14 protein-coding genes are annotated in these 16601 nt (G+C 63.4%); 1 reads left to right on the top strand and 13 read right to left on the bottom strand.

What is annotated here, in order from left to right:
* The 4 genes from mutT to secA form a co-directional block, all read right to left on the bottom strand.
* Positions 1-387: 8-oxo-dGTP diphosphatase MutT (gene mutT / locus VA602_RS07385; protein ID WP_323452878.1), on the bottom strand; the 387-nt coding region annotated here is incomplete at its 3' end.
* Positions 384-1016: a glutathione S-transferase family protein gene (locus VA602_RS07380; RefSeq protein WP_323452877.1), complete on the bottom strand. Its 633-nt coding sequence runs from the start codon at positions 1014-1016 to the stop codon at positions 384-386. The genes VA602_RS07380 and mutT, both read right to left, overlap by 4 nt.
* 106 nt (positions 1017-1122) lie before the next feature.
* Complete coding sequence (argJ, locus tag VA602_RS07375) at positions 1123-2340, bottom strand: bifunctional glutamate N-acetyltransferase/amino-acid acetyltransferase ArgJ (RefSeq protein ID WP_054894017.1); 1218 nt, start codon at positions 2338-2340, stop codon at positions 1123-1125.
* A 163-nt stretch (positions 2341-2503) separates the two neighbouring features.
* Positions 2504-5239, bottom strand: coding sequence for a preprotein translocase subunit SecA (secA, locus tag VA602_RS07370; RefSeq protein ID WP_054894016.1), 2736 nt, complete (start codon positions 5237-5239; stop codon positions 2504-2506).
* A gap of 350 nt (positions 5240-5589) precedes the next feature.
* Here secA and VA602_RS07365 point away from each other — a divergent pair, with 350 nt between their 5' ends.
* The gene (locus tag VA602_RS07365; RefSeq protein ID WP_063546007.1) at positions 5590-6045 is read left to right on the top strand and encodes a DUF721 domain-containing protein; all 456 of its coding nucleotides are present in this window, start codon (positions 5590-5592) and stop codon (positions 6043-6045) included.
* A 106-nt stretch (positions 6046-6151) separates the two neighbouring features.
* On the opposite strand, the gene lpxC is transcribed toward VA602_RS07365, so the two are convergent.
* The 9 genes from lpxC to murD all read right to left on the bottom strand — a co-directional run bounded on the left by lpxC (position 6152) and on the right by murD (position 16600).
* Positions 6152-7063 (bottom strand): UDP-3-O-acyl-N-acetylglucosamine deacetylase, encoded by a 912-nt coding sequence (gene lpxC / locus VA602_RS07360; protein WP_054894014.1) that lies wholly within the window; start codon positions 7061-7063, stop codon positions 6152-6154.
* A gap of 112 nt (positions 7064-7175) precedes the next feature.
* Positions 7176-8372: a cell division protein FtsZ gene (ftsZ, locus tag VA602_RS07355; RefSeq protein ID WP_054894013.1), complete on the bottom strand. Its 1197-nt coding sequence runs from the start codon at positions 8370-8372 to the stop codon at positions 7176-7178.
* A 55-nt stretch (positions 8373-8427) separates the two neighbouring features.
* Entirely contained in the window at positions 8428-9684 is a 1257-nt protein-coding gene (gene ftsA, locus VA602_RS07350) for a cell division protein FtsA (RefSeq protein WP_054894012.1), read from the bottom strand.
* A gap of 14 nt (positions 9685-9698) precedes the next feature.
* Complete coding sequence (locus tag VA602_RS07345) at positions 9699-10568, bottom strand: cell division protein FtsQ/DivIB (protein ID WP_054894011.1); 870 nt, start codon at positions 10566-10568, stop codon at positions 9699-9701.
* 5 nt (positions 10569-10573) lie between these two features.
* Positions 10574-11530 carry a D-alanine--D-alanine ligase gene (locus tag VA602_RS07340; RefSeq protein WP_054894010.1) on the bottom strand — a complete coding sequence of 319 codons (957 nt, stop codon included), beginning with the start codon at positions 11528-11530 and terminating at the stop codon, positions 10574-10576.
* Positions 11527-12981, bottom strand: a complete 1455-nt coding sequence (murC, locus tag VA602_RS07335; protein WP_054894009.1) for a UDP-N-acetylmuramate--L-alanine ligase — start codon at positions 12979-12981, stop codon at positions 11527-11529. Before murC ends, VA602_RS07340 begins: the two co-directional genes overlap by 4 nt.
* Positions 12974-14053 (bottom strand): undecaprenyldiphospho-muramoylpentapeptide beta-N-acetylglucosaminyltransferase, encoded by a 1080-nt coding sequence (gene murG, locus VA602_RS07330; protein ID WP_112899083.1) that lies wholly within the window; start codon positions 14051-14053, stop codon positions 12974-12976. The genes murC and murG overlap by 8 nt, the downstream gene beginning before the upstream one ends.
* Positions 14043-15257, bottom strand: a complete 1215-nt coding sequence (gene ftsW / locus VA602_RS07325; protein ID WP_065864182.1) for a putative lipid II flippase FtsW — start codon at positions 15255-15257, stop codon at positions 14043-14045. The genes murG and ftsW overlap by 11 nt, the downstream gene beginning before the upstream one ends.
* Positions 15254-16600 carry a UDP-N-acetylmuramoyl-L-alanine--D-glutamate ligase gene (gene murD, locus VA602_RS07320; protein WP_323452876.1) on the bottom strand — a complete coding sequence of 449 codons (1347 nt, stop codon included), beginning with the start codon at positions 16598-16600 and terminating at the stop codon, positions 15254-15256. Before murD ends, ftsW begins: the two co-directional genes overlap by 4 nt.
* Position 16601: the final 1 nt, after the last annotated feature.

Here is a 16601-nt window from a genome sequence, read left to right as displayed (position 1 = left end):
CGGCAGGCGCGTGGCCGCCACGATCGGTTTATTGGCCTCGGGAAATGCATACTGGTCCAGGTCTCGCGGAGCAACCCACGCCAATGGCTGGCCCTCGGCGCCATGGGGCTCGCCGGTGAAAGCCGACACCTCGCGCACGTCCAGCAGCACCTGCTTGTCCGAGTAGTCATGGCTGACCTTGATCAGCGGCCGAGAGGCGCTGACGACGATACCCAGCTCCTCGTGGAGCTCACGGGCCAGTGCGGCCTCGACGCCCTCGCCCTGTTCCACCTTGCCGCCGGGACATTCCCACAGACCGCCCTGGTGCTGAGTATCGGCGCGGCGCGCGATGAGGATGCGCCCGTCGACGCCGCGAATGACGGCTGCAACTACATGGATCCGTTTCACCCGTTACACTCCATCAAGCCCGCCTTCTGCCAGGCCTGGAAGGCCTGCCAGTTGTAGATCGTTTCGATGTACGCCGCAGCCTGCGCGGGCACTTGCACACGGTAGGTTCGCAAACGCACCGCCACCGGGGCGAAGAAAGCATCGGCCAGCGTAGGCCGTCCGAACAGGAACGGGCCGCCGTCCTTGGCCATCAGGCGGCACTCGCCCCACAAGGCGACGATGCGGTCGATATCGACCTGCACTTCGAGCGGCACGCAATCCAACGCCTGATCGCGCGACAGATCGAACGGCATCGCACCGCGCAAGGCGAAGAAACCACTGTGCATCTGCGCACACGCCGAGCGCGCCTGGGCACGCGCAGCGACATCAACCGGCCAGAGCTGCGCCTCGGGGTGCTGTTCGTTGAGGTATTCGGCGATGGCCAGGGAGTCGGCGATCACGCCGTGCTCGGTCTTGAGCAACGGCACCTTGCCGGTGGCCGAGAATTCGAGAATGCGCTTGCGGGTATCAGGCTGGTTGAGTTTGATCAGTGTCTCGTCATAACCGACGCCAGCCAGCTCCAGGGCCAGGGCGCCGCGCAGCGACCAGGAAGAATACAGCTTGTCGCCGATGATCAGGTGATAGCTCATGGTTCGGCTCCATTGCTCTTTGGATTCAGGGCTGCTGCGCAGCCCATCGCGACACAAGGCCGCTCCACAGGTCCCCTTCGAGCCTGTGGCAGCGGCCTTGGGTGGATCAGGTACGGTATTCGGCGTTGATCTTCACGTACTCGTGGGACAGATCAGTGGTCCAGATGGTTTCGCTGCACTGGCCGCGACCCAGTTCGATACGAATGGTGATCTCCTCCTGGGCCATCACCGCCGAACCTTGCTCTTCGGTGTAGCTCGGGCTGCGACCGCCCTTGCTGGCGATGCACACGCTGTCCAGGTACACATCGATCAGGCTGACGTCCAGTTCCGGCACGCCTGCACGGCCGACGGCAGCCAGAATGCGGCCCCAGTTGGGGTCGGAGGCGAACAGTGCAGTCTTGATCAGCGGCGAATGAGCGACGGCATAGCCGACATCCAGGCACTCCTGATGATTCCCGCCGCCATTGACCTGCACGGTCACGAACTTGGTGGCACCTTCGCCATCACGGACGATGGCCTGGGCCACTTCCATGCACACATCGAACACAGCCTTCTTCAGCGCTTCGAACAGCGCGCCACTTGCCTCGGTCACCTCCGGCAGGTTGGCCTTGCCGGTGGCGATCAGCATGCAGCAATCGTTGGTCGAGGTGTCGCCATCGATGGTGATGCGGTTGAACGACTTGTTGGCACCGTCGAGCATCAGGTCCTTGAGCACAGCCGGGGCGACCTTGGCGTCGGTGGCGATGTATCCGAGCATGGTGGCCATGTTCGGGCGGATCATGCCTGCACCTTTGCTGATCCCGGTAACCGTGACGGTGACGCCGTCGTGCTGGAACTGACGGCTGGCACCCTTGGGCAGGGTGTCGGTGGTCATGATGCCAGTAGCGGCTTCGGCCCAGTTGTTTTCCGAAAGGTTGTCCAGCGCAGCCTGCAGCGCACCTTCGATCTTCTCGACCGGCAGCGGCTCGCCGATCACCCCGGTGGAGAATGGCAGCACGGACTCGGCAGGCACGCCGGTCAGCTCGGCCAGCTTGGCGCAGGTGCGCTCGGCGGCGGCCAGGCCCGGCGCACCGGTACCGGCGTTGGCGTTACCGGTGTTGGTCAGCAAGTAGCGCACGGTGCCCTGCACGCGCTGCTTGGAGAGGATTACGGGAGCGGCGCAGAAGGCGTTGAGGGTGAACACGCCGGCAACGCTGGAGCCTTCGGCGCAGCGCATCACCACCACGTCCTTGCGCCCAGGGCGCTTGATGCCCGCCGAAGCGATGCCGAGTTCGAAACCGGGAACCGGGTGCAGGGTAGGCAGGGGACCGAGACCGACAGCCATTGGAGCGCTCCTAGAAAATGAATGAGTTGCGAAAAGCGGGGCCGCTTTGCGCCCCATCGCGGCACAAGGCCGCTCCTACAGGTTCTGTGCGATGCCTGTGGGAGCGGCCTTGTGCCGCAATGGGCCGCCAAGCGGCCCTGTAGATGTCAGGTGACGGATCGAATCACTCGATCTGACCATGGCAATGCTTGAACTTCTTGCCCGAACCACACCAGCACGGCTCGTTGCGGCCCAGCTTCTGTTCGTTGCGAACGGGCGCAGAGGCTACAGCCACTTCGGCGCCCTCCTCGCTCAGTTGCTCGCTTTCCAGACCTGGGGCTGCGGCATGCTGGAACTGCATGCGGCTGGCCAGTGCCTCGGCCTCGCGGCGCAGGCGGGCTTCTTCTTCGGCAGGGTCTTCGCGGCGAACCTGGACGTGCGAGAGCACACGGATGGTGTCGCGCTTGATCGACTCGAGCAGCTCCTGGAACAGGGTGAACGACTCGCGCTTGTACTCCTGCTTCGGGTTCTTCTGGGCGTAGCCGCGCAGGTGGATACCGTGACGCAGGTGATCCATGGTCGACAGGTGGTCTTTCCAAAGGTCGTCCACCACGCGCAGCAGAATCTGCTTCTCGAAGGTGCGCAGGGCGTCGATGCCGGCCTGGTCTTCCTTCTCGGTGTAGGCAGTGGTGATCTCGTTCAGCAGCTTCTCGCGCAGGGTCTCCTCGTAGAGGTGATCGTCCTCGTCGAGCCACTGCTGGATCGGCAGCTTCATGGCGAAGTCGCTCGACAGCGCGGCCTCAAGGCCCGCCACGTCCCACTGCTCGGGCAGCGACTGCGGCGGAATGTGCTGGCTGATGGTGGCGTCGAGCACTTCCTTGCGGAACTCGGCGATGGTGTCGCCGATGTTCTCGGCAGCCAGCAGGCTGTTGCGCATGTGGTAGATCACCTTGCGCTGCTCGTTGGCCACGTCGTCGTATTCGAGCAGCTGCTTGCGGATGTCGAAGTTGCGACCTTCGACCTTGCGCTGCGCTTTTTCGATGGCGTTGGTGACCATGCGGTGCTCGATGGCTTCGCCGGACTGCATGCCCAGCGCCTTCATGAAGTTCTTCACCCGGTCGGAGGCGAAGATACGCATCAGGCTGTCTTCCAGCGACAGGTAGAAGCGGCTCGAACCGGCATCGCCCTGACGGCCGGCACGGCCACGCAGCTGGTTGTCGATACGACGCGACTCGTGACGCTCGGAAGCGATCACGTGCAGGCCACCGGCTTCCAGCACCTGCTGGTGGCGCTTCTGCCAGTCGGCCTTGATCTGCGCGATCTGCTCGCTGGTCGGGTTTTCCAGGGCAGCGACTTCGGCTTCCCAGTTACCGCCCAGCAGGATGTCGGTACCACGACCGGCCATGTTGGTGGCGATCGTCAGGGCGCCCGGCGCACCGGCCTGGGCGATGATCTCGGCTTCCTTCTCGTGGTACTTGGCGTTCAGGACCTTGTGGTCGATGCCTTCCTTCTGCAGAAGGTTGGACATGTGCTCGGAGGTCTCGATGGTCGCGGTACCCACCAGGACGGGACGGCCCTTGGCCATGCTTTCCTTGATGTCGGCGATGATCGCCGCGTACTTCTCGTCGGCGGTGAGGTAGACCAGGTCGTTGAAGTCCTTCCGTGCCAGCGGCTTGTTCGGCGGAATGACCATCACGTTGAGGTTGTAGATCTGGGCGAACTCGAACGCTTCGGTATCGGCAGTACCGGTCATGCCGGACAGCTTGGTGTAGAGACGGAAGTAGTTCTGGAAGGTGGTCGAAGCCAGGGTCTGGCTCTCGGCCTGGATGTTCAGGTTTTCCTTCGCCTCGATGGCCTGGTGCAGGCCTTCGGACAGGCGGCGGCCCGGCATGGTACGGCCGGTATGCTCGTCGATCAGCAGGATCTGGCCGTCCTGGACGATGTACTCGACGTTGCGGTGGAACAGCTTGTGCGCACGCAGGCCCGCGTAGACATGGGTGAGCAGGCCCAGGTTGTGGGCCGAGTAGAGGCTCTCGCCTTCGGCCAGCAGGCCGGACTGGGTGAGCATCTCCTCGATGAACTGGTGACCGGCCTCGTTGAGCTCGACCTGGCGGCTCTTCTCGTCGATGGTGAAGTGACCCTCTTGAGTCACCTGGCCTTCGACTTCCTCGATGTGCTGCTTCAGGCGCGGGATCAGGCGGTTGATCTCGATGTACAGCTTGGAGCTGTCTTCGGCCTGACCGGAGATGATCAGCGGGGTACGCGCTTCGTCGATAAGGATGGAGTCGACTTCGTCGATCACGGCGAAGTTCAGCTCACGCTGGAACTTCTCGTCCTGGCTGAACGCCATGTTGTCGCGCAGGTAGTCGAAACCGAATTCGTTGTTGGTGCCGTAGGTGATGTCGGCAGCATAGGCGGCTCGCTTTTCTTCCGGCGGCTGGAAGGCCGAGACGATGCCCACCTTGAGGCCGAGGAATTCATACAGCGGACGCATCCAGTTGGCGTCACGGCGAGCCAGGTAGTCGTTGACCGTGACCACATGCACGCCCTTTCCGGACAGCGCATTCAGGTAGACCGCCAGGGTACCGACCAAGGTCTTGCCTTCACCGGTACGCATTTCTGCGATCATGCCCTCATGCAGGGTCATGCCACCGATCAGCTGGACATCGAAGTGGCGCATGCCCATGACACGCTTGCCGGCCTCACGGGCCACGGCGAAGGCTTCGGGCAACAACTGGTCGAGGGTTTCGCCTTTGGCCAGGCGCTCTTTGAACTCTGCGGTCTTGCCACGCAGTTGCTCGTCGGAGAGGGCCACCATCTTCTCTTCGAAGGCATTGACGGTGCTGACCGTCTTGAGCATGCGCTTGATTTCACGCTCGTTCTTGCTTCCAAAAAGTTTTTTTAACAAAGGCGCAAACATATCGGCAGGATCTTCCACACTTAGGGATGGAGGGCGGCCCCGTGAGTCGCCCGTGCAGCCCTTGGGCCGCATGCGAACGAGCATTCTACCCGGAAACGTTGGTGAGGAAAGTGGTGGATTTCCACGATGCTGGCACAGCGCTTTAAACGGGGCCTCTCTAACATAGGGACATTTTCCTCAAGTTCAAGGCGGCCAGAGATGAAACGTGTTTGGCGTCCTCGCGGGCGGGCCTGCGCCTGCACCCTCTGCACCGCCCCCGGGATCGGTGCTGCCGGCAAAGCGTCCGGCACAGGCAACGGCCCTGGCGGCATCTGTTAGACTGCCAATCTTGTAACCTCATGCGTACTCCGATGGCCTACAAACCCCCTTCTGCCCAGCCACCCGCCGCCTTGCTGCGCCAGGCCAGGCCGCTGCGCCTGCTGCTCAACCAGGCCGAGCGCCTCGAGCACCTGCAGCGTTTGCTGGAAAGCCAGTTGCAGCCCGCTGCCAGGGCACACTGCCATGTGGCCTCCTGGCGCGATGGCTGTCTGCTCCTGGTGGTGACGGACGGCCATTGGGCAACGCGTCTGCGCTACCAGCAGAAGCGCCTGCTGACAACGCTGCGAGCCATGGAAGCCTTCGCCAACCTGCAGCGCATCAAGTTCCAGGTGCAACCACCAGTTGGCGCACCCGCGCGCCCGACACACACCACCGAGTTGTCGCAACAAGCGGCACAAAGCCTGCGCGAGACGGCGCAAGGCATTGATGACGAAAAACTGCGGGCCGCGCTGGAACGGCTTGCAGCACACGCCCACGACAAGACCTGAAGTTCCAGGCGTTATCTGCGAAGGCGTCAAACACCGCTCGGCCATGGGCGCGCCAATAAAAAAGGCCACCCGAAGGTGGCCTCAATGAACTAGAGAGTGTTCGAACTTACACGGCCGCAACAGGGCGCATGTAGGAGATCGGTGCCGTACTGGCATCTTCGAAAGTCACCACTTCCCAGGCGTCCGTTTCTGCGATCAGCTTGCGCAGCAACTGGTTGTTCAGCGCGTGTCCGGACTTGTAGCCCTTGAACTCGCCGATCAGGCTGTTGCCCAGCAGATAGAGGTCGCCAATGGCGTCGAGGATCTTGTGCTTGACGAATTCGTCATCGGAGCGAAGTCCGTCTTCGTTGAGCACACCGGTCTCGTCGACCACGATGGCGTTCTCGACACTGCCACCCAACGCAAGGTTGTGCTTGCGCAGGTACTCGATGTCACGCATGAAACCGAAGGTGCGTGCTCGGCTGACTTCCTTCACGAACGACGTGCTGGAGAAATCAACCACTGCACTCTGGGTCTGGCCCTTGAGGACCGGGTGATCGAAGTCGATCTCGAAGCTCACCTTGAACCCGTCGAAGGGCAGGAAGGTGGCGCGCTTGTCGCCCTCCTCCACGCTGACTTCGCGCAGGATACGGATGAACTTTTTAGCGGCGTCCTGTTCTTCCAGGCCGGCGGACTGAATCAGGAATACAAAGGGACCGGCGCTGCCATCCATGATCGGCACTTCCGAGGCGGAGAGCTCGACGTAGGCGTTATCGATGCCCAGGCCCGCCATGGCAGAGAGCAGGTGCTCGACCGTATCGACCTTGACGTCACCGTTGACCAGCGTCGTCGACATGGTTGTCTCGCCGACGTTGGCCGCACGCGCCGGGATCTCGACCACAGGGTCGAGGTCAGCGCGGCGGAAAACGATGCCGGTATCCACGGGTGCTGGCTTGAGAGTCAGGTAGACCTTCTCTCCGGAATGCAGGCCGACACCTGTGGCACGAATGGTATTCTTCAGGGTGCGTTGTCTAATCATGGCATTGGCCGCTTTAGCGCTAATTGCGAATTGGTATCAACAAAGGCTGAGAATGATAGCAGACCCGGCCTTTGCTGAACACCAATCACCCTTATACCCCTGATAAATTCCATCAATCGGCCTGGCGACGCAGGAAGGCCGGGATGTCAAGGTAGTCCAGATCGTCCTGTGGGTTGAGTTTAGCCGCAGCCGCAGCGCCTGCGTGTGCCTGGTTGCGCATCACGGTCGGACGCTCCAGGTCACGGTAGTTCACCGCCGACTGCTCCTGGCGAACCGGAGCCGGGTTGGAGGACTCGTACACCTGCTGTGCGGTCTGCAGCGTGTTGTCGACGACCTTGACCGGCTTCTCGATGCGCGCACCCAGGCCAGTAGCGACCACGGTGACGTGCAGCTCGTCGCGCATGTCAGGATCGATCACGGTGCCGACCTTGACCATCGCGTGGTCGGAGGCGAAGGCCTCGATGATGCTACCCACGTCGGAGTACTCACCCAGCGACAGGTCAGGACCTGCGGTGATGTTCACCAGGATACCGCGGGCACCCTGCAGGTTGACGTCTTCGAGCAGCGGGTTGCGGATCGCCGCCTCGGTGGCTTCACGAGCACGGTTCGGACCGCTGGCGCAGCCGGTGCCCATCATGGCCATGCCCATCTCGCCCATCACGGTACGAACGTCGGCGAAGTCGACGTTGATCATGCCCGGACGCTTGATGATGTCGGAGATACCGCGCACGGCGCCAGCCAGCACGTCGTCGGCCTTGGCGAAGGCAGACAGCAGGCTTGCATCCTTGCCCAGGATGGTCAGCAGCTTCTCGTTGGGGATGGTGATCAGCGAGTCAACGCTTTCAGCCAGCATGCGGATGCCTTCATCGGCGATCTGCATGCGCTTGCGCCCCTCGAACGGGAACGGACGGGTCACCACCGCAACGGTGAGGATGCCCATTTCCTTGGCCACTTCGGCGATGATCGGCGCAGCACCGGTACCGGTACCGCCGCCCATGCCAGTGGTGATGAACACCATGTTGGTGCCTTGCAGCACTTCGGCGATGCGCTCACGGTCTTCCAGCGCGGCCTGACGACCGACTTCCGGATTGGCACCGGCACCCAGGCCCTTGGTCACACCGGTCCCCAGTTGCAGGATGGTGCGTGCGCCAATGTTCTTCAGCGCCTGGGCATCGGTGTTGGCGCAGATGAATTCCACACCTTCGATGCTGCTTTTGACCATGTGGTTGACGGCGTTGCCACCACCACCACCGACACCGATCACTTTGATGACCGGGCTTTGCGGGACGTTGTCTACGAGCTCGAACATTTTCCCTCTCCTTACAGTTCTCTAGTTTTTGCGCCTACCACTACTGCTTTGAAACTTAGAAGTTGCCTTGGACCCAGCGCTTGAAGCGCTCAAGCACCGGGGCCTTAGGTTCATCGCCATAGCTGTTGCTGCTACTGTTGCCGGTCAGGGGCAGGTCCTCGGTCTGCTTTTGCAGGCCGTAGGTGAGCAGTCCCACGCCGGTTGAATAGATCGGGTTGCGCACCACGTCGCTCAGCCCCCGAACGCTGTGCGGCACGCCGAGGCGTACCGGCATGTGGAAGATTTCCTCGGCCAGTTCCACGGCGCCTTCCATCTTCGATGTACCGCCGGTCAGGACGATGCCGGCCGGCACCAGATCCTCGTAGCCGCTGCGACGCAACTCGGCCTGGATCAGGGTGAAGAGCTCGTCGTAACGCGGCTCGACCACTTCTGCCAGGGCCTGGCGCGACAGTTCGCGCGGCGGACGATCGCCGACGCTCGGCACCTTGATGGTCTCGCCGGCGCCGGCCAGCTTGGCCAGGGCGCAGGCGTAGCGGATCTTGATTTCCTCGGCGTACTGCGTAGGTGTACGCAGGGCCATGGCGATGTCGTTGGTGACCTGGTCGCCGGCGATCGGGATCACCGCGGTGTGGCGGATCGCGCCTTCGGTGAAGATGGCGATGTCGGTAGTGCCGCCGCCGATGTCCACCAGGCACACGCCCAGTTCTTTCTCGTCATCGGTCAGCACCGAATAAGCCGAGGCCAGTTGTTCGAGAATGATGTCGTCAATCTCGAGGCCGCAGCGGCGCACGCACTTCTCGATGTTCTGGGCGGCGTTGACCGCACAGGTGACCACATGGACTTTCGCTTCCAGACGCACGCCAGACATGCCCAGTGGCTCGCGCACACCTTCCTGGTTGTCGATCACGTAGTCCTGGGGCAGGGTGTGCAGCACGCGCTGGTCGGCCGGGATGGCCACGGCCTGGGCAGCGTCGAGCACGCGCTCGAGGTCGGCGACGCTGACCTCACGGTCGCGGATGGCGACGATGCCATGGGAGTTCAGGCTGCGGATGTGGTTGCCGGCTACACCGACGAACGCCGAGTGGATGCGGCAGCCGGCCATCAGCTGCGCTTCTTCCACCGCGCGCTGGATCGACTGCACGGTCGACTCGATGTTCACCACCACGCCTTTCTTCAAGCCGCGGGACGGATGCGTACCGATCCCGACGATCTCGAGGGTGCCGTCCGCCGCCACTTCGCCAACCAGCGCCACCACCTTGGAGGTGCCAATGTCCAGCCCGACGATCATTTTGCCGCTATGCGCGTTTGCCATGGTCCTGCCTCTCTCTAATTCTTCGCAACGGCGGGTTGGGCCGTCGTCGGTGCATTCGGTTCCCGCCAGCCAACCGCTAATCCGTTGGCGTATCGCAGATCGATGCGGGCGATGTTGGTGATCTGCTCTTTGAGTGTCTTGTCGTATATGGCAATGAACCGGCGCATCTTCTCCACCAGATGATCGCGCCCCAACAGCAGCTCGATGCCAGGACCGGCGCTACCCGCACCGGTGGTCAGGAACCAGCTGCCTCGCTCGCGCAGCTCCAGGCGAGCGATGGAGAAGCCCATGGGGCGCAGCATCTGGCTCAATACCTGATACTGCTGCATGACTTGTTGCTGAGCGCGCTGCGGCCCGAACAGCTGCGGCAAATGCTCATAGTTGGCCAGCTCGCGCGGGGTGAACGCCTGGCCCTGGTTGTTGAGCAAGGCCTCATCGCCCCAGCGCGCGACCGGCAGTTGTTCCTCGAGGCGGATCACCACCTCGTCCGGCCATACCCGACGCACTTCGGCGTGGGCGATCCATGGCATCTGCTCGAGTTCTGTACGCATCGCCGGCAGATCGACACTGAAGAAGCTCGCCGCGACATAAGGCGCGATACGCTGCTGCACCGCCTGCTGGCTGATGTAGCTCAGGTCGCCTTGCACGGCGATCTTGGTGATCGGGCGGTCGGCGTAAGGCATCAACCGGATCGCGCCTTCGTAGGCACCGAAGCCGGCAGCGACCAGCAGCACCGGCCACAGCAGGCGTTTCAACCCACCGAAGCTGGGCCGTGGCAGGCGCGCCGATACGGGCTCGTCGGCCACCAGTCGGCTGGCACCGCGCGGCACCGGCTTGCTGCGGCCGGTGACGGGTTGCTGCTGACGTATCATTGCGCCTTGCATGGCTCTTAACCTCGCGTCGCTACGCTTTCGGCCAGGATCGCCAGCACCAGCTGCTGGAAGTCCAGACCTGCCGCGCGGGCCGCCATGGGCACCAGGCTATGATCGGTCATGCCGGGTGCGGTGTTGACTTCGAGCAGCCAGAACCGGCCCTGCTCGTCCTGCATTACATCCAGACGGCCCCAGCCCTCGATGCCGATGGCATCGCAAGCGCGGGCAGTCAGGTCCATCAGTTCCTGTTCCTTGCCAGCGTCCAGGCCGCATGGAATGCGGTACTGGGTGTCGTTGGCGATGTACTTGGCGTCGTAGTCGTAGAACACGTGCGGCGTACCCAGTGCGATCGGTGGCAGCACCTGCCCGCGCAGCACCGCAATGGTGAACTCCGGACCGTGGATCCATTGCTCGACCAGTACCTGGGAGTCGTACTTGGCGGCGTCCTTCCAGGCGGCAACCAGCTCTTCGACGCTGTTCACCTTGGCCATGCCGATGCTGGAACCTTCATGGGCCGGTTTGACGATCAGCGGGAAGCCCAGTTCCTTGCCGGCCTCGACACAGTCGCTTTCGCTGGCCAGCACGGCGTGACGCGGGGTCGGAATGCCCAGGCTCTGCCACACCTGCTTGGTGCGCAGTTTGTCCATGGCCAGCGCCGAGGCGAGGATGCCGCTGCCGGTGTAGGGAATGCCCAGGCACTCGAGCAGGCCTTGCATGCTGCCGTCTTCACCACCACGGCCGTGAAGAATGATGAAAGCGCGGTCGATCTTCTCGCTTTGCAAGCGGGCGAGCAGATCGTCACCCACATCGATGGCAACCACATCCACGCCGGCCGAGGTCAGCGCCTCGATCACCGCGGCGCCCGACTTGAGCGAAACCTCGCGCTCGGCGCTCTTGCCTCCATACAGCACGGCGACGCGGCCGAAGGCCTTGACGTCGAGCGTGGAGTGCAGTTTGTCGTAGGCGGTACTCACAGCGGTTTCTCCTGCTTGGCGACAGCGCCAGCGAACAGCGGGCTTTTCATCAGTTGCGGGGCCAGGCCACCCACATCGCCGGCACCCTGGCAGATCAGGATGTCGCCAGCGCGCAGCAGTGGCTTGACCAGTGGCGCGAGCTCGGCACCACGTTCGATGTAGATCGGGTCCAGCTTGCCGCGCTGGCGGATGCTGTGGCACAGCTGGCGGCTGTCGGCGCCGGGGATCGGCTCCTCGCCGGCCGGATAGACCTCCATCAGCAGCAGCACGTTGGCATCACCCAGCACCTGCACGAAGTCGTCGTAAAGATCGCGGGTGCGGCTGTAGCGGTGCGGCTGGTAAACGATCACCAGGCGCCGGCTCGGCCAACCGCCGCGCACGGCCTTGATCACCGCCGCCACCTCGGTGGGGTGATGGCCATAGTCGTCGACCAGCATCACGCTACCGCCCTCGACTGGCAGCTCGCCGTACACCTGGAAGCGTCGCCCCACACCCTGGAAGCCTGACAGGCCCTGGATGATGGCGTCGTCACTGATGCCCTCGTCGGTGGCAATGGCGATGGTGGCCAGGGCGTTGAGCACATTGTGGTTGCCCGGCATGTTCACCGACACCTCCAGCGGCTCGCAGTCGCGACGCAGCACGGTGAAATGCGTCTGCATGCCCTGCTGGCGCACATTGATGGCGCGGATGTCGGCTTCTTCGCTAAAGCCGTAGGTGACGGTCGGACGTTTGACCTGAGGCAGAATCTCGCGCACGACCGGATCGTCCAGGCACATCACGGCCAGGCCGTAGAACGGCAGGTTGTGCAGGAACTCGACGAAGGTCTTCTTCAGTTTGTTGAAGTCACCCTCGTAGGTCGCCATGTGGTCGGCATCGATATTGGTGACGACAGCGACCATCGGCTGCAAGTGCAGGAAGCTCGCGTCGCTCTCATCGGCTTCGGCGATCAGGTAGCGGCTGGTGCCGAGCTGGGCGTTGGTGCCAGCCGCAGTCAGACGGCCACCGATGACGAAGGTCGGATCCAGGCCACCGGCAGCGAACACCGAGGCCAGCAGGCTGGTGGTAGTGGTCTTGCCGTGGGTACCGGCGACAGCGATGCCGTGGCGGTAGCGCATCAGCTCGGCCAGCATCTCGGCACGCGGCACCACCGGAATACGGCGTTCGAGCGCCGTGGCAACTTCAGGGTTGGCCGGATTGATTGCGCTGGAGACGACCAGTACATCGGCGGTGGCAGCGTTCTCGGCACGGTGACCCACGAAAATTTCGGCGCCGAACGACTCCAGGCGCTGGGTGACCGGCGAGGCCTTGAGGTCGGAACCGGACACTTCGTAGCCCAGGTTCAGCAGCACTTCGGCGATACCGCACATGCCCACGCCGCCGATACCGACGAAGTGAATGCGGCGAATGCGGCCCATCTTGGGCTGCGGCATGGCTTTCTGGCTTTCAACCATGGGCCACCTCCAGGCAGATATCGACCACGGTGCTGGTTGCAGCAGGCTTGGCCAGGCGGCGCGCAGTGCCGGCCATGGTGTTGAGTTTCTCGGGTTGCATCAGCACCTCGTTCAGGCGTTCAGCGAGCTGCGCTGCGCCAGTTGTCGCTTGTGGCATCAGGAAGGCGGCACCTTCGCGAGCCAGATATTGGGCGTTGTGAGTCTGGTGATCGTCGATCGCGTGGGGCAAGGGCACCAGCATCGAGGGCAGGCCTGCCGCCGCGAGTTCGCTGACGGTCAGGGCGCCGGCCCGGCACACCACCATGTCGGCCCAGCCATAAGCGTGGGCCATGTCTTTGATGAAAGGCTCTACCTGAGCCTCGATACCGGCCTCGCGATAACGCTCGGCGGTGATCGACGCATGTTGCTTGCCAGCCTGGTGGAACACCTCTGGCCGCAGGTCTGCAGTCACTTCGGACAGGGCCTTAGGCAGCAATTTGTTCAATGGTTCCGCACCGAGGCTGCCACCGAGCACCAGAAGACGCGCACGACGCTCGGCAAGTGCCGCACGAGGCGTTTCCAGGAACAGTTCGGGGCGCACCGGGTTACCGGTGGTCCGACGCTTCTCGCTGGCAGCGAACGTGTCGGGGAAAGCTTCGCAGACTCGCGCGGCCAGTGGCACCAGCAGGCGATTGGCGGTACCTGCACGGGCGTTCTGTTCGTGAATCACCAGCGGCACACCGCACAGCCGCGCGGCAACACCGCCTGGGCCTGTGACATAGCCGCCAAAGCCCAGCACGCACACCGGCTTGAGCTCACGAATGATGCGCCGCGCCTGCAGCACGGCCTTGACCAGGGTGAACGGCGCCTTGAGCAGCGACAGCTTGCCCTTGCCACGCAGCCCGCTGACCTGGATCAGGTGCAGCGGCAAGCCTGCCTGAGGCACCAGTTCGTTCTCGATACCCCGTGGCGTACCGAGCCAGTGCACGCTGTAGCCGCGCGCCTGGAATTCGCGGGCGCAGGCCAGGGCCGGGAACACATGCCCCCCGGTGCCACCGGCCATGATCAGTACGTTCTTGCCATCAGCGGCCATGACTGGTCTCCTCGGCAAAATCGCTCTCCTTGAACTCGTGCTCCTCGCTGCCCAGGTGCGTTCGACTCTCCCACTCGATACGCAGCAACAGCCCCACGCAGGCGCAGCAGATCACCAGCGAGCTGCCCCCGTAGCTGAGGAATGGCAGCGTCAGCCCCTTGGTCGGCAGCAGGCCCACGTTCACACCAATGTTGATCAGGAACTGGCCGATCCACAGGAAGGCCAGGCCGAAGGCCATGTAGGCGGCGAAGAACTGCTTGGCCTTCTCGGCCCACAGGCCGATGTACAAGGCGCGGATGGTGACAAACACGAACAGCGCGACGGTGCACAGCGAGCCGACTACACCAAGCTCTTCGGCCAGCACCGAGAACACGAAGTCGGTGTGCGCCTCAGGCAGGTAGAACTGTTTCTGTACGCTGTTGCCCAGGCCAACGCCCAGCCACTCGCCACGACCGAAGGCGATCAGTGCCTGGGTCAGCTGGTAGCCCGAACCGAACTGATCGGACCAGGGGTCGGTGAAGGTGATCAGACGCGCCATCCGGTAGGGTTGCGCCTGGACCAGGACGAACACCGCGACCACCGCCAGCACCACCATCAGCGAGAAGCGGAACAGCCCCACCCCTCCCAGGAACAGCATGGCCGCCGCAGCGCCCATCATCACCACGGTGGCGCCGAAGTCCGGCTCCATCAGCAGCAGGCCGGCCATGGGCAGCAGGACGATGAACGGTTTGAAGAAGCCCATCCAGCTCTCGCGCACCTCGGTCTGGCGGCGTACCAGGTAACCCGCCAGATAGATGACCACGAAGACCTTGGCGATCTCAGAAGGCTGGACGTTGAAGAAGCTGAAGCCGATCCAGCGCATCGAACCGTTCACTTCCCGACCAATGCCCGGCACCAGTACCAGCACCAGCAGGCCGAAGGCGCCGATCAGCATCATGAAACCCATGCGCTGCCAGGTGGCGATCGGCACCATCATGGTCACACCGCAGGCAACAAGGCCGATCGCGACATACACCAGATGGCGGATCATGTGATAGAGCGGATTGCCGGACTGCACGGCGGCCACTTCCGAGGACGCCGAGGTGATCATTACCAGGCCCAACCCCAGCAAGGCCAGGCAGCCAGCAAGGAAGGCGAAGTCGATGTCGATGCCACGACCGCTGATCAGCGGCGACGGATACGGCTTGATGATGCCGAAGATCATGCCAGCCCCTCCGCTGCCTGGGCGAACAGGCGCCCGCGTTCTTCGAAGTTCTTGAACATGTCGAGGCTGGCGCAGGCCGGCGACAGCAGCACCGCGTCACCTGGCTGGGCGAGCTCGGCGCAGCGCTGCACGGCTTCGTCCAGGGTCTTGACCCGGACCAGCGGCACGCTGTCGCCGAACGTCTCGGCCAGGCGCTCGGCGTCACGCCCCAGCAACACCACAGCGCGGCAATAGGCAGCGACCGGCTGGCGCAAGGCGGCGAAATCAGCGCCCTTGCCATCGCCACCGGCGATCAGCACCAGCTTGCCTTCGATGTCGGCACCCAGGCCTTCGATGGCCGCCAGGGCAGCACCGACGTTGGTAGCTTTGGAGTCGTCGTACCAGTTCACGCCATTGCGCTCGCGGATCCACTGGCAGCGATGGACAAGCCCCTTGAACTCGCGCAGAGCCTCGAGCATCGGCTCGAACGGCAGACCGGCGGCATGGCCCAGAGCCAGGGCTGCCAGGGCATTGCTCTGGTTATGGGCACCGCGGATCTTCAGCTCACGCACCGGCATCAGGGTCTGGAACTCGAAGGCCAGATACTTCTCGCCCTCCACTTCACGCAGGCCAAAAGCCTTGAAGTCCGGGGCGTTGAGGCCGAATGTCCAGCATGGACGACCTTCGACGGGCAGGGGCCGGCTGAGGGCGTCCTGACGGTTGACTACCACCTGGCGCGCACCGCGGAAGATGCGGTGCTTGGCCAGGTGATAGGCCGGCAGGCCGCTGTAGCGATCCATGTGGTCTTCGCTGATGTTCAGCACGGTGGCCACTTCGGCGTTGAGCTGGTCGGTAGTCTCCAGCTGGAAGCTCGACAGCTCCATGACGTACAACTCGACCGCATCGTCGAGCAGGTCCAGCGCCGGGGTGCCGAGGTTGCCGCCGACAGCGACACGCTTGCCGGCCTTGGCAGCCATTTCGCCGACCAGGGTGGTCACCGTGCTCTTGGCGTTGGAGCCGCTGATGGCAACGATGGGCGCCTTGGCATGGCGTGCGAACAGCTCGATGTCACCGGAGAGTTTCACGCCGCGCGCGGCGGCCTGCTGCAACGCCGGGGTAGCCAAGGCCAGGCCCGGGCTTACGTAGAGCTCGTTAGCGCGGCACAGGAAGTCCACATCCAGTTCACCACAGCGCACTTCCACCTGCGGGTATTCACGGCGCAGGGTGTCCAGTTCCGGCGGTTGCTCGCGGGTATCGGCGACCGCAAAGGCAATGCCCCGGTTCGCCAGGAAGCGAACCAGGGACATGCCGCTCTTGCCGAGGCCGACAACGATGCGGAATTGGTCGGAAGCGATCAGTGACACG

Origin of the sequence: Pseudomonas machongensis, from assembly GCF_034961125.1 — a bacterium.
Lineage (GTDB): Bacteria > Pseudomonadota > Gammaproteobacteria > Pseudomonadales > Pseudomonadaceae > Aquipseudomonas > Aquipseudomonas machongensis.
This window is presented reverse-complemented; position numbering and strand designations above follow the sequence as displayed.

Bases quoted from the DNA above. Each gene is read 5' to 3' on its own strand.
- VA602_RS07380 (WP_323452877.1), bottom strand. From the start codon at position 1,016: ATGAGCTATCACCTGATCATCGGCGACAAGCTGTATTCTTCCTGGTCG.
- argJ (WP_054894017.1), bottom strand. From the start codon at position 2,340: ATGGCTGTCGGTCTCGGTCCCCTGCCTACCCTGCACCCGGTTCCCGGT.
- secA (WP_054894016.1), bottom strand. From the start codon at position 5,239: ATGTTTGCGCCTTTGTTAAAAAAACTTTTTGGAAGCAAGAACGAGCGT.
- VA602_RS07365 (WP_063546007.1), top strand. From the start codon at position 5,590: ATGGCCTACAAACCCCCTTCTGCCCAGCCACCCGCCGCCTTGCTGCGC.
- lpxC (WP_054894014.1), bottom strand. From the start codon at position 7,063: ATGATTAGACAACGCACCCTGAAGAATACCATTCGTGCCACAGGTGTC.
- ftsZ (WP_054894013.1), bottom strand. From the start codon at position 8,372: ATGTTCGAGCTCGTAGACAACGTCCCGCAAAGCCCGGTCATCAAAGTG.
- ftsA (WP_054894012.1), bottom strand. From the start codon at position 9,684: ATGGCAAACGCGCATAGCGGCAAAATGATCGTCGGGCTGGACATTGGC.
- VA602_RS07345 (WP_054894011.1), bottom strand. From the start codon at position 10,568: ATGCAAGGCGCAATGATACGTCAGCAGCAACCCGTCACCGGCCGCAGC.
- murC (WP_054894009.1), bottom strand. From the start codon at position 12,981: ATGGTTGAAAGCCAGAAAGCCATGCCGCAGCCCAAGATGGGCCGCATT.
- murG (WP_112899083.1), bottom strand. From the start codon at position 14,053: ATGGCCGCTGATGGCAAGAACGTACTGATCATGGCCGGTGGCACCGGG.
- ftsW (WP_065864182.1), bottom strand. From the start codon at position 15,257: ATGATCTTCGGCATCATCAAGCCGTATCCGTCGCCGCTGATCAGCGGT.